This is a genomic window from Brevibacterium atlanticum (assembly GCF_011617245.1).
Taxonomy (GTDB): domain Bacteria; phylum Actinomycetota; class Actinomycetes; order Actinomycetales; family Brevibacteriaceae; genus Brevibacterium; species Brevibacterium atlanticum.
On record NZ_CP050152.1, the window covers coordinates 2,048,223 to 2,061,136 of the forward strand.

The window sequence follows — 12,914 nt, forward strand, 5'->3', positions numbered from 1 at the left end:
CGCAATGGCAGGAATCACCTCACGTACGACTCACGTCCCGGATGCCACGGCACGCTTCCTCCATGAACTCGACGAGCTCCTGGGGCAGCCGTTGGCCACCGACTCCCGGTTCGTCGACCTGCTCATGGCCACCCCCGACCCGCACGGCGCCGCACTCGGACTGCTGCGGGTGATCGAGGCTGCCGGAGATGAGTCGGCCCAGCTGCTGAGCGCGGTGCGTACTGGAACCGCTGAGGATCTCGCCGAGGACGAGCTCAACCGCCCGCTGCTGGCACGGCTGCTCGCCGTCATGGGCACCTCGGAGGCGATGGTCGACCACCTCGTGCGTCATCCTGATTCCCTGCCGCTGCTGCTGGCGCCGGATCCCTTCCTCCTCATCGAGACCCCCGATGCCTCGGCCGTGTCTCTGCGTGCGAACCTGCTCGAGGCCGTCGGCGCCGGCCCGGACGATCCTGCTCCCCGCGCCGAGGTCGCCGGTGACGACGGCATCCGGGCGCTGCGGCGGACCTATCGAGACGCGGTGCTGCGGCTGGTCGCCGACGATCTGTCGGCGGAGTCGCCGGAAGACATTGTCGACCACGTGATGGCGGCTCTGTCGGATCTGGCGGCGGCCGCTCTCGACGCCGCGCTGGCGATCGCGCGGGCCGAGCTCGACGAAGCCGGTTCCGTGCGACTCGCGGTGGTCGCCCTGGGCAAGACCGGGGCCAGGGAGCTCAACTACGTCTCCGACGTCGACGTCGTCTTCGTCCTCGACTCCCGCACCGATGAAGAGGGGCGACGCGTGGCCACCGAACTCGCCCAGCGTGTGCGCGGAATCCTCTCCGATGCCGGTGGGGAGCCTGCGCTGTGGGAGGTCGACACCGCGCTGCGGCCGGAGGGCAAGGCCGGGGCGCTCGTGCGCACGCTCTCCGAATTCGAGCACTACTATGACGAGATCGCTCACAACTGGGAGTTCCAAGCCCTCCTCAAGGCACGGCCCGTGGCCGGCGACGCCGAGGTGGGGGAGCAGTTCTCGCAGTCGTTGCTGCCGTTGGTCTGGAAAGCTGCCAGCCGCACCGGCTTCATCGATGGAATCAGGGCGATGCGTCGCCGCGTCGTCGATCTCATCCCCACCGCCGAGGCACCCAGGCAGATCAAGCTCGGCCGAGGCGGTCTGCGCGACGTCGAGTTCTCCGCGCAGCTGCTCCAGCTCGTCCACGGGCGCACCGATGAGGACATCCGCACGCCCAACACACTCGTCGCGCTCGGCGAACTCGGCGAACACGGCTATATCGGTCAGCGGGACGCCTCGGTGTTCTCGACCGCCTACCGGTTCATGCGGGTCGTCGAACACCGGGTGCAGATTCCGCGGATGATGCGCAATGCTCTCATCCCCGATGATGACGCGAAGCTGCGGGTCCTCGCGCGGTCGGTCTTCCGCTCCGGCTCCCGCACCGGCGCCCGACTCGAAGAGGCCCGACGGGACTACGCCCGGCAGGTCACTCGACTGCATGAGCAGATCTTCTATCGTCCCATCCTCGATGCCGCGGTCGGCGTCCACGGAGCCGTCGTCGATGCCCACAAGCGCGGGACGAGCCTGCAGGCCGCCGCTGACCGACTCCAGGCGTTCGGCTACCGGGATCCGCAGGGCGCACTGGGTCACATCAAGGCCCTGACCACCGGTGTGTCACGGACCGCGATGGTGATCAAACAGGTGCTGCCGGCACTGTTGGACTGGTTCTCCGACGGCGTCGAACCGGACCGAGCGCTCTTGGCCTTCCGCCGGCTGAGCGAATCCCTGTCGAGCTCGGGATGGTTCCTGAAGATGCTCCGTGACTCGGGTCTGGCGGCGAAGTCCGTCGCCGAGGTGCTGTCCCTGTCCGGCTATGCGACCGAGCTGCTGCTGCGGCAGCCGGCAGCGGTGGCCTGGCTCGATCGCCTGGACAATCTCGAAGCCCGTGATCAGCAGGTGCTCGGCGCCGAGGTCGACGGGCTGCTCAAACGGCACGGCGCGGCCGCGGTGACGCCGATTCGGGAGACCTACAGTCGCGAACTCCTGCGCATCGCCCTGCGCGACGTCCTCGGCGTCGGCGATCGGAGCGAGATCCCCGGCGACCTCTCCGATCTCATGGATCTCGCCGTGCGCGGTGCACTGACGGCGGTGCGGGCCGATCTCGACAGTGATGAGATTCCCGGATACGACTTCGCCGTCATCGCCATGGGCCGCTGGGGCGGACGCGAGATCGGCTATTTCTCCGATGCGGACGTCATGTACGTCTACCGGGCGAAAGACACCGACCTCGACGCGGACGCGAAGGGCAAGCTGAGCAAGCATGTGACGAAAGTCGCCCTCCAGCTGGCCGCGCGGCTCAAGGCCAGCGAGGGGGCCCAAGGCGTCGACCTCGACGCGGATCTCCGTCCCGAGGGAAAGAACGGGCCGCTCGTGCGCACCTTCGCCTCGTATCAGGCCTACTACGCGAAGTGGTCACAGCCGTGGGAGGCTCAAGCTCTGCTCCGGGCGCGACCTGTCGCCGGCACCGATGAGCTCATCGGTGACTTCCTCGGGCTCATCGATCCCCTGAGGTATCCGGCCGAGATGCCGCAGAAGGCGCTCACCCAAGTCCGCACCCTCAAGGCGCGGATGGAGGACGAACGTCTGCCGCGCAGCGCGGACAAACGTCGGCATCTCAAACTGGGTCGCGGCAGCCTCTCCGACGTCGAGTGGACCGTCCAGCTCCTCCAGCTCGAGCACGCCCATGACACAGCCGGACTGCGCACGACGTCGACGCTGGTCGCCCTCGACGCAGCCTGCGAGGCGGGGCTGATTCCCGACGAGGACGCCGCCGAGCTCAGGGCCGCCTGGCAGATCGCCACGGATGTGCGCTCCGCCGTCATGCTCTTCCGCGGTCGCACTGCCGAATCGCTGCCTGCCGATCACACCGAACTCGAGGCGACCGCCCGACTGCTCGGCTATGCGGCGGGAACGGGCCACGACCTCGAGGACGACTACCTGCGCACCACCCGCCACGCCCGGGCCGTGATGGAACAGCGCTTCTACGGTTTCTGATCGGCCGCCTCGGCGCGGGTCTGTGGGTTCGGGCGAAGGTGGGCTCAATCAGGCAGAGGGAGAGTGCTCAGTCGGAGAAATCCAGGCCCAACAGTGCGTTCTCGATGACTTCGGGCAGAGCCGGATGGATCCAGTACTGCCCGGTGGCGACCTCGTCGGCCGGCTGACCGAAGGCCATGGCCTGGATGAGCGGTTGGATGATCATCGAGGCCTCGTGCCCGACGATCTGCGCACCGAGGACGAGCCGGCTGTCGCGGTCGGCGATGATCTTGACGATGCCGGGGTCGTCGGCCATCGCCCAGCCGTACGCGACGTCCGAGTACTTCTGCACCTTGACGGTGACATCGTGTCCGGCGTCCCTGGCATTCTGCTCGCTCATGCCGAGGTAGGCGACCTGCGGTGAGGAGAACACCGCGCCGGGCACCGCATGATGGTTGACGGCGACGAGTTCGTCGTCGGGTGCGGATCCGGGAGTGCCGGCAGCGACGTCGGCGGCGAGGTTGCGCCCGACGACCTTCGCCTCATGGTTGGCCACGTGCTTGAGCTGGTGTGGCGACGAGATGTCGCCGAGGGCGAAGACACCGGGTACAGGCGCCCCGCCGGAGAGCACACGCTGGTACTCGTCGACGGCCAGCCGCTCATCGGCCACGACATCGAGCTCGGCGGCGGAGACCGCGAGTTCCGCAGTGTTGGGCACACGCCCGGTGGCCACGAGCACAGCGTCGGCGGTGAGCGTGTCGGGCAGGTCCGCCTCGGCGACGCGCCCGCTGGGCTCGATGGTGAGCGTGACCTCGCCGTCGGCGAGGTCGAACCGCTTCGCCTGCGCCCCGGTGAGGACGGTGTGGGATTCGGCGAAGAGGCGGGTGAACTCGTCCGCGGCCTCCTCGTCGAGGTTGCCGAGCAGTCGTGGGCCGCGCGCAAGGACGGTGACCTCGGTGCCGAACGAGGCGAACACGTGGGCGAACTCCATCGCGATGATTCCCGAGCCGATGATGATCAGTCGGCGCGGAGGTGCGGGGCGCCGCATGACGGTGTTCGAGGTGACGACAGGGAAGCCCTCGGTGTCGACACGGGAGGGGTCGAGGCCGTCGATCGGTGGGATGAACGGATGGGCACCGGCGGCGATGACGATGCGATCGGCAGTGATCTGCTCACCCGAGGCAGTGACGACGGTCTTCTCGCCGGTGAAGTGGACGTGTTCGGGCACGACGGTGATGTTCGGCTGTCGGTCACCGCTGCGATACTCCCTTCCTCCTGCTTCGATGGAGTCGATGCGTGAGAAGATGCGTTCCTGCAGGGCTGACCAGTCGACCTGCGGGTGCGTGGTCGAGAGGTTGTAGCGTTCGGCCTGTGCGGCCTGTTCGGCCACGGTCGCGGGGTAGACGAACATCTTCGTCGGGATGCAGCCGACGTTGAGGCAGGTGCCGCCGAAGTGCCATTCCTCGGCGACGGCCGTCTTCAGGCCCGCGAATCGCTCGTCGAGGAACATATTTCCCGATCCGGTGCCGATGAGCAGCAGGTCATAATGCGTCAAGGTCGTTCCCTCCAGAGGTCTGTACGTCCGGCCTGGTGTCGGCACGAAGCGGCGAAAGGGCGCCACGGGTGCAAACCCGTGACGCCCTCACTCTATTCCACGCGCGGTGAAGCCTCCGTGTGTCGGAGCGGCTCAGAGTGCGTAGTAGAGTTCGAACTCCGTCGGTGTCGGACGCAGACGTGCAACGTCGATCTCGTTCTCACGCTTGATCCGGATCCAGGTCTCAATGAGGTCCGGGGTGAAGACGTCACCGGCGGTGAGGAAGTCGTGGTCCTTCTCGAGCTCGTTGAGCGCCTCGTCGAGGCTGCCGGGGACGAGTTTGATGTCCTTGGCCTCCTCGGGCGGGAGCTCGTAGAGGTCCTTGTCGATCGGCTCCGGCGGTTCGATCCGGTTGCGGATGCCATCAAGACCTGCCATGAGCTGTGCGGAGAACGCGAGGTACGGGTTCGACGACGGATCGGGCACGCGGAACTCGAGGCGCTTGGCCTTGGGCGACGACCCGGTCACCGGAATGCGGATCGCAGCCGAACGGTTACGGGCCGAGTAGACGAGGTTGACGGGTGCCTCGTAGCCGGGGACCAGGCGGCGGTAGGAGTTGATCGTCGGGTTCGTGAACGCCAGCACGGCACCGGCGTGTTCGATGAGTCCGCCGATGTACCAGCGGGCGAGGTCGGAGAGACCGCCGTAGCCGTTCTCGTCATAGAACAGCGGCTCGCCGTTCTTCCACAGCGACTGGTGGCAGTGCATGCCCGAGCCGTTGTCGTTGAAGAGGGGCTTCGGCATGAACGTCGCGGACTTGCCGGCTTCGAAAGCGGTGTTCTTGATGACGTATTTGAAGTCGAGCAGCTGATCGCCGGCGTGCTGGAGTGTCTTGAACTTGTAGTTGATCTCCTGCTGCCCCGCGGTGCCGACCTCATGGTGGGCGCGCTCCATCTCGAAGCCGATCTCTTCGAGCGTCAGCGACATCTGGTCGCGGATGTCGGCGAAGTGATCCTGCGGGGAGACAGGGAAGTATCCGCCCTTGAAAGGAGTCTTGTAGCCCTGGTTGCCGCCGGGCTCGTCCTCGCCGGTGTTCCACGCTGCCTCTTCTGATTCGACCGCGTAGAAGCTGCTGCCGGGAGTGTTGTCGAAGCGGACCGAATCGAAGAGGTAGAACTCGGCTTCCGCGCCGAAGAACACGGTGTCGGCGATGCCGGTGGACTCGAGGTAAGCCTCGGCCTTCGCAGCGACCTGGCGGGGGTCGCGGGAGTACGGTTCGTCGGTGAACGGGTCGACGATCGAGTGCGAGACGACGAGGGTCTTCGCCTCGCGGAAGGGGTCGATGTAGGCAGAGGTGACATCGGCCAGCAGCTTCATGTCGGATTCGTGGATGCCCTGGAAACCGGTGATCGAGGAACCGTCGAAGAGCAGACCTTCGGTGATCTCCTCTTCACCGTATGAGGCGGCAGGGAGGTTGAAGTGCTGGACCACACCGGGCAGATCGCAGAAACGGACATCGACGAACTTCACGTCGTTGTCCGAGATGTACTTGACGAGTTCTTCAGCAGACGAGAACACTTAGGTCTCCTAGTTAGGGTACGTTGGCCGTTTGGCTGACCACGGTCAATCCTAGTCGGGTCCGCATGAAGTAGTGATGACGCTCATGTTTCGGGCATGTTTCCTGAGGATTCACTCAGGCCGGATTCCGTACGCTGGGGGAGTGATCAATCGAGATGATTTGGGTTCGTGGCTCGATGGACCCCGCTTCGAAAGAGAGGCCGACGACTGGCCGGGCAAGAGGCTCGGCCTGCCGATCTCCGGTTCCCATTCCCTCGCCCCGGCGTGGAAGCGCATTCTTGCCCTCCTCGTCGATTGGCTGATGTGTCTGGGCATCGCGAATCTCATCGACGGCTCGAATCCGTTCCTGGCGCCGGGGATCTTCGCCCTGGAGAACTTCCTGTTGGTGGGCACCCTGGGCTATTCGGTGGGCCACCGCATCTTCGGCATCGAGGTCCGTCGACTCAACGGGCACGTTCCGGGAATGCTCAAGTCGCTCATCCGCGCCCTGCTCGTCGTTCTCGTCATCCCCGCGCTCATCTTCGACCGCGACAACCGCGGCCTCCACGACCTCGCGGCAGGCACCGTCATCCTCCGCCGCTGACCCCTCAATTGCTACCTGACGGCGGCCCAGCAACCTCGCGCGAGGTTGCTGGGCCGCCGTCAGGTAGCAATTGGGAGGGTGTGGGCGGGTCAGCGGCCTCGCATGGCCTTGTGGTTCGGGCGGGCCTTGTTCGGGTCGATGCCCTTCGGGATCGGCGGGCGGGTGCCCTGAGTTCCCAGCGCCGCCAGACGGTTGCGGACGGCGAGGACCTCGGCGCGGTTGAGCTTGCGCGGCAGCTTCTGCACGGTCGGAACGACCTGCTTCATCGTCAGCTGGCCCTCTTCCTTTCCGCCCTGGAAGGTGTGGATGGGGACGTTGGGGAGGATGCGCTCGTGGCGCTTCTTCTCCTTGGACAGCAGCTTTGCGCTGCGTCCCTTCGGACCTTCGCTGAGCAGGACGACACCGGCGCGTCCGGTCGAGCGGAACACGAGGTCCCGACTCTTCGGATCGATGGCGATCGGCTTGTCATCCATGAGGTAACCGCGGCGTGCGGTGTTGAGCACGGCACCGAAGGCACCTGGCTGACCGTCCATCTGCGCGAAGGCGGCGGTCTCGGCGAAGCGGCCGAGCATGAACATGCCCAGCAGGAGCCCGAGCATGAAGCCGAGGATCGTCGTGAAGATCGCGGTGGTTCCGCCGATGAGCAGACCGACCATGAGACCGATGAGCGTGAGTCCGAGCACCGCTGCGGCCAACAGCCACGGCGTCGCCTTGTTGTGTTTGGCGGACAGCTCGTAGACCTGACGCATCTGCGCCAGACGCCCGGGCTTCTTGTTCGGATCCTTGGGCTTGCGTCGGAAAAGTCCCTTACGCGGTTCTTCGCTCATTCTCTCACTTGCTCTAGAAGGGCGTTGCGGCCCCGTCCTTGAGTGGCGGGCGCCTTCATTGCTCAGCAGACAAGTCTACCTCTTCGCCGGGGCCGAAGGTATCCACAACGGCTTGGGCCTCCTGTTTGGCGGGCGTGTGCTTGTCGAGATGAGCCAGATGCGCGGGGATCGCCTCCCCACGCTGCCGCATAGCGGTGGCCCACAGACGTCCCGCGCGGTAGGACGAACGCACCAGCGGGCCGGACATGACGCCGAGGAATCCCATCTCCTCCGCGGCATCGCGGAGCATGACGAAGTCCGCGGGCTTGACCCACCGCGTCACCGGATGGTGACGGGGCGAGGGCCGCAGATATTGGGTGATCGTGATGAGATCACAACCGGCGTCGTGCAGGTCCTGCAGGGCCGAGATGATCTCGTCGTTCGTCTCGCCCATACCGAGGATGAGGTTCGACTTCGTCACCAGGCCGGCCTCCCGAGCCTGTGTGATCACCGACAGCGAACGCTCGTAGCGGAAGGCCGGGCGGATGCGCTTGAAGATGCGTGGCACGGTCTCGACATTGTGCGCGAGCACCTCCGGTCGGGAGGAGAAGACCTCGGCGAGTTGGTCCGGCTTCGCGTTGAAGTCGGGGATGAGCAGCTCGACGCCGGTCCCGCGTCCGTCGACGTAGGACAGTTCGTGGATCTGCCGCACGGTCTCCGCGTAGAGCCAGGCGCCGCCGTCGTCGAGATCGTCGCGGGCGACGCCGGTGATCGTGGAGTAGCGCAGACCCATCTCCGCCACCGAGGCGGCCACACGCCGAGGCTCGTCAGCGTCAAATTCGGCTGGTTTGCCGGTGTCGATCTGGCAGAAGTCACAGCGCCGCGTGCACTGTTCGCCGCCGATGAGGAACGTCGCCTCCCGGTCCTCCCAGCATTCGAAGATGTTCGGGCAGCCGGCCTCTTCGCAGACCGTGTGCAGATCCTGCTTGCGCACGAGGGACTTGAGGGCGGAGTATTCGGGCCCGATATGCGCCTTCGCCTTGATCCAGGCAGGCTTGTCTTCGATCGGGGTCTCGGAGTTGCGGGCTTCGACCCGCAGCATCCGGCGTCCTTCTGGGGCAATCGTCATCTGCGTCCTCCTAGGCGGTGATGGTCTCGTGCAGGATCTCGTCGAGACGAGCGGCCGTGTCCTCCGGCGTCACCGTCTTTCCGAGTTCGGCACTGATCGAAGTGGTGTCGGCGTCGGCGATGCCGCAGGGGATGATGTTGTCATAGGCGCCGAGTTCGTTGCTGCAGTTGAGTGCCAGGCCGTGCATCGTGACCCCCTCGTGGATGCGGATCCCGATGGCGCCGATCTTGCGGTCGCGGCGGAGCCCGTCCCCGAGGAGCCAGACCCCAGCGCGGCCCTCGACCGTCGTGGCATCGATACCGTATTCGGCGAGCAGGGTGATCATCGCATCCTCGAGCTGAGAGACGAAGAGTCGGACCTCTTTGGGGTCGTTGAGTCTGTATATGAAGTAGGCGACGAGCTGACCGGGTCCGTGCCAGGTGATCTTGCCGCCGCGGTCCACATCGATGACTTCGGTGCCGTCGTTGGGCCGCTCGTGATCCTCGGTGCGCTTTCCGGCCGTGTAGACCGGGGAATGCTCGAGCAGCAGGATCGTCGATTCCCGTTCACCTGCGAGCACTTCGTCGTGATATCTCTTCTGCATCTCCCAGGTCTGCCGATAGTCCGCGAGGACCGGAGCGAACCCGAGCGTTTCTGTGGCCAGGGGCATGACTCCACACTATGACTCTTCTGACGCGGGTTCAATCTGCCGAAAGATGACCCTCGACACCTTCCCACACGACGTAACCCTTGACACGAAAGGGATCCGCAATCACTATTAAATGATAGTAAACGACATCCGGACGCATCAACGGAGATGACGAACAATGACATGGGAGTTCCAAACGACGATCTCGGACGTCGTCCATCGGGTGACCGGACCGAACGGCGAGCCTGCGTGGGGAGTCGAGAATCGCGGATTCGACGAAGAACGGAACCCGTCCCTGCCCATCGCCGAGGTGGAGCTGCCGATCGGGCCGCGTTCCCTTCTCATCGTGCCCGCCTTCCCAGGAGGGTTGGTCCTCGACGCAGTCCGGACGTATCAGGGCTTGTCGGACCCGGAGCTGTGCACCCTCTTCCTCGGCATCGTCGCCTCGCTCCGGGATGTCGAATCCGCCGAGCAGCGCCTCACGCTTGCCGCGTTCGCCCTCGACGCCGAGGGGCGACCCGCCCTCATCCCCGGCGTCGCAGCTGCGGTGCCGAGCACTCCGCGGCGCGCGCTGGGGGAGATGCTCTATCACGCGGCATGCGGCCGCGCGTGGGCCGAGTGCCTGATGCCGGTCAATCTCGCCCTGGCCGAGTCATCGCCGGCCCTGCGTTCGGTGGTCAGTGAGCTCCTGGCCGATCTGCCGCCTGATTCCGCACTGACCGCGGGAAGCGGCATGGCGGCAGCTCTCGACGAGGTCGCCGAGGCGATGCGTATGCTGGCGCGGCCGGCCGCACTTCCGCTCGTGCCGGCAGAGCGGGATTCGGACCCGGAAGCGGCTCTGACAGCGCGCCTGCGCGTGGCGGCGGGCCACCCGCCCGGGAGACACGCGAACGAGGGACTCACGCTTGAGGGGCCCATGCGCGCGCCCGCCTCGGTGCCTTCCGGTCAGCATGACCGTGACGGTACTGCGACTCCAGGTGGCAGAGATCCCGCGGTGACCCTGCGGGCTGCCAGCCGTGGTGGGCACAGGCGAGAAGACGGGCGCAGAAGCGCGCGAAAGCGCTCCGGTCGAATACGGCGCGGTCACTTCGGAGGCATGTGCGAGCGTATCGGCGGTCTGCGCGGCGTGCTGACGGGCAGGTGGCTGATCGCCGGTGCCGTGTGCCTGACCGTTCTCGGCGGCCTCATCGTCTGGGGCTCGCGACCGGGTGCCGAAGCGATGAATGATGAGCCGAACGCTGCGCAGGGGAGCGAGGATCCGAACGGCCCTCGGGCCACGACCGACGCCGATGAGCCCGAGAACCCGGCTTCGGAGGAGAACGGAGAGTCAGCCGATGGCTCGACTCCGAGCGAGAACGAGGCGACCCGGGTGCTCAAGGATCTCTGCTCTGCGCGGGCCGAGGCGCTCAGCGACGGCGACAGCGAGGCACTGCGGCTGCTGACAGTGCCGGGTTCGGCTGCCGCAGCCGCCGATGAACTCGTCGACGAATCAGTCTTCGCCGGGCAGGACTACACCATCGAGGTCGAGGACATCACTGTCGTGACGACTGCGGCCGAGAAGATCGTCGCTCGTGCACGGATGCGCTCGAGTGCCGGAACCGGCGAGACCGAGGAACAGTTCGAGGCCCGGGCAGTCGAGTTCGAACTCCGGCTCGCCGACGGTCGTTGGCGCGTCGCGAAGGTCGCCGAGACCGGGAGCGAATGAGGGGATGAATGGGCCGAGGGGCCGATCACGGATGATCGGCCCCTCGGTCGGGTGCGGAAGGAGTGCGGCTCAGAGGTCGAGATCGGCCTCGAAGTTACCCTCTTCCAGACGCGCCTTGATCGTCTGCAGGAAGCGTCCCGCATCGGCACCGTCGACCAGCTGATGGTTGTAGGTCAACGGCAGATACACCATGTCGCGGATGGCGATGGACTCGTCTCCGTCCGCCGTCTTGACAACGATCGGGCGGCGGACGATGGCGCCCGTGCCGAGGATGCCCATCTGCGGCTGGTTGATGATCGGAGTGTCGAACAGCGCACCTACGGAACCGATGTTGGTCACCGTGAACGTGCCGCCCGAGAGCTCGTCGGGCATGATCTTGTTGTTGCGGGTCCGGTCAGCGACATCGTCGATGGCCTTGGACAGGCCGGCGACGCTGAGGTCACCTGCATCCTTGATCACCGGCACCAGCAGACCACGCGGAGTATCCACCGCGACGGCCAGGTGCTCGTGGTCGAAGTAGGTGATCTGCTGTGACTCGAGGTCATACTGAGCGTTGACCTTCGGGTGAACCTGCAGAGCCTCGACGATCGCCTTCGCGAAGAAGGGCAGATAGGTCAGCTTCGAACCGTGCTTGGCCGCGAACGCATCCTTGTTGGCCTTGCGCAGCTTGACGACACGGGACATGTCGACCTCGATGACCTGAGTCAGCTGAGCCGAGACGTCGAGCGATTCGCTCATGCGCTTCGCGATGGTCTGACGGATCCGCGAGGCCTTCTCCGTGGTGCCGCGCAGCTTCGCAGCCTCCTCGGGGATCTCGACCTTGAACGGTGCCTGCGGAGCTCCGGCAGGAGCACCTGCGGCAGCGGGAGCCGCGGCCGGAGCGTTCTTGGCAGCCGATTCGACGTCCTGCTTGCGGATGCGGCCGCCGACGCCGGTGCCGGAGACCTGCGAGAGGTCGACACCCTTCTCACGTGCCAGGCGGCGCACGAGCGGGGTGACGTAGGCGGCGTTCTCGCCGACCGTGTCCGCAGCGGACTGTGCCGATCCGGACTGTGCCGGTGCGGCGGCAGCCTCGACGGGTTCCTCGGCCTGAGCGGAGGATGCCGACTGCGCTGACTCGGTCTGAGCAGGCTTGGGAGCCGATTCCTGCTTCGGAGCTTCCTGAGCAGGCGCTTCCTGCTTCGGTGCCTCGGCGGGAGCTTCCTCCTGCTTCGGTGCTTCGGCAGCCGGTGCTTCGTCCTGCGGGGCTTCGGCGGGGGCGTCCTCGGCGGGAGCGCCGGAGCCGATGCGTGCCAGCGGGGCACCGACCTCGACGGTCTCGTCCTCTTCGGCAAGGTGTGCCTGGACGGTTCCGGCGACGGGCGAGGGAACTTCGGTGTCGACCTTGTCGGTCGAGACCTCGAGGAGGGGTTCGTCGACCTCGATCTCTTCACCGACTTCCTTGAGCCAGCGGGTCACGGTGCCTTCGGTGACGGATTCGCCGAGCGCAGGCATCGTGACTTCGGTGCCCTCGCCCGACCCTGCTGACGACGGTGCGGCCGCTGCAGGCTCTTCGGCGGGTGCGGCCGCCGAATCCTCGGCCGGCGCGGACTCCTCGGCGGGTGCGGGTTCCTCGGCCGGCGCTGGATCCTCCGCCGGAGCCTCGGCGGACTCTTCGGCAGGGGCGTCGTCGCTCGAGGACTCTCCGCTGCCGTCACCGATGTAGGCGAGATCTCCGCCGACCTCGACGACATCGTCTTCGTCGGCGAGGATCTTCTCCAGGGTTCCCGCGTAGGGGCTGGGGATCTCGGTGTCGACCTTATCGGTCGAGACCTCGAGCAGCGGCTCGTCGACCTCGACCTCGTCGCCGACGGATTTGAGCCAGCGGGTGACTGTGCCCTCGGTGACCGACTCTCCGAGAGCCGGCATCTGAACGGAATTCGACAT

At 66.2% G+C, this 12,914-nt stretch carries 9 protein-coding genes; 3 read left to right on the plus strand and 6 right to left on the minus strand.

Annotated features, from left to right (window positions below; translation table 11 throughout):
- Positions 1 to 4: 4 nt before the first annotated feature.
- Positions 5 to 3,046, plus strand: coding sequence for a bifunctional [glutamine synthetase] adenylyltransferase/[glutamine synthetase]-adenylyl-L-tyrosine phosphorylase (locus GUY23_RS09160; RefSeq protein WP_166971643.1), 3,042 nt, complete (start codon positions 5 to 7; stop codon positions 3,044 to 3,046).
- Between the two features lie 67 nt (positions 3,047 to 3,113).
- Here GUY23_RS09160 and GUY23_RS09165 read toward each other — a convergent pair whose 3' ends face one another.
- Complete coding sequence (locus GUY23_RS09165) at positions 3,114 to 4,580, minus strand: mycothione reductase (RefSeq protein ID WP_166971645.1); 1,467 nt, start codon at positions 4,578 to 4,580, stop codon at positions 3,114 to 3,116.
- A 132-nt stretch (positions 4,581 to 4,712) separates the two neighbouring features.
- Positions 4,713 to 6,137 (minus strand): type I glutamate--ammonia ligase, encoded by a 1,425-nt coding sequence (gene glnA / locus GUY23_RS09170; protein ID WP_166971647.1) that lies wholly within the window; start codon positions 6,135 to 6,137, stop codon positions 4,713 to 4,715.
- Positions 6,138 to 6,279: 142 nt separating this feature from the next.
- Between glnA and GUY23_RS09175 the strand changes: the two genes are divergently transcribed.
- The gene (locus GUY23_RS09175; protein WP_166971649.1) at positions 6,280 to 6,720 is read left to right on the plus strand and encodes an RDD family protein; all 441 of its coding nucleotides are present in this window, start codon (positions 6,280 to 6,282) and stop codon (positions 6,718 to 6,720) included.
- A gap of 89 nt (positions 6,721 to 6,809) precedes the next feature.
- Here GUY23_RS09175 and GUY23_RS09180 read toward each other — a convergent pair whose 3' ends face one another.
- The 3 genes from GUY23_RS09180 to lipB are packed head-to-tail and all read right to left on the minus strand — an operon-like array spanning position 6,810 to position 9,304.
- Complete coding sequence (locus GUY23_RS09180; protein ID WP_166971651.1) at positions 6,810 to 7,547, minus strand: DUF4191 domain-containing protein; 738 nt, start codon at positions 7,545 to 7,547, stop codon at positions 6,810 to 6,812.
- A gap of 55 nt (positions 7,548 to 7,602) precedes the next feature.
- Entirely contained in the window at positions 7,603 to 8,655 is a 1,053-nt protein-coding gene (gene lipA / locus GUY23_RS09185; protein ID WP_166971653.1) for a lipoyl synthase, read from the minus strand.
- 10 nt (positions 8,656 to 8,665) lie between these two features.
- Entirely contained in the window at positions 8,666 to 9,304 is a 639-nt protein-coding gene (gene lipB / locus GUY23_RS09190) for a lipoyl(octanoyl) transferase LipB (RefSeq protein WP_166971655.1), read from the minus strand.
- A 157-nt stretch (positions 9,305 to 9,461) separates the two neighbouring features.
- Here lipB and GUY23_RS09195 point away from each other — a divergent pair, with 157 nt between their 5' ends.
- Positions 9,462 to 10,988, plus strand: coding sequence for a hypothetical protein (locus GUY23_RS09195; RefSeq protein WP_166971657.1), 1,527 nt, complete (start codon positions 9,462 to 9,464; stop codon positions 10,986 to 10,988).
- 69 nt (positions 10,989 to 11,057) lie between these two features.
- Here GUY23_RS09195 and sucB read toward each other — a convergent pair whose 3' ends face one another.
- Complete coding sequence (gene sucB, locus GUY23_RS09200) at positions 11,058 to 12,914, minus strand: 2-oxoglutarate dehydrogenase, E2 component, dihydrolipoamide succinyltransferase (RefSeq protein WP_166971659.1); 1,857 nt, start codon at positions 12,912 to 12,914, stop codon at positions 11,058 to 11,060.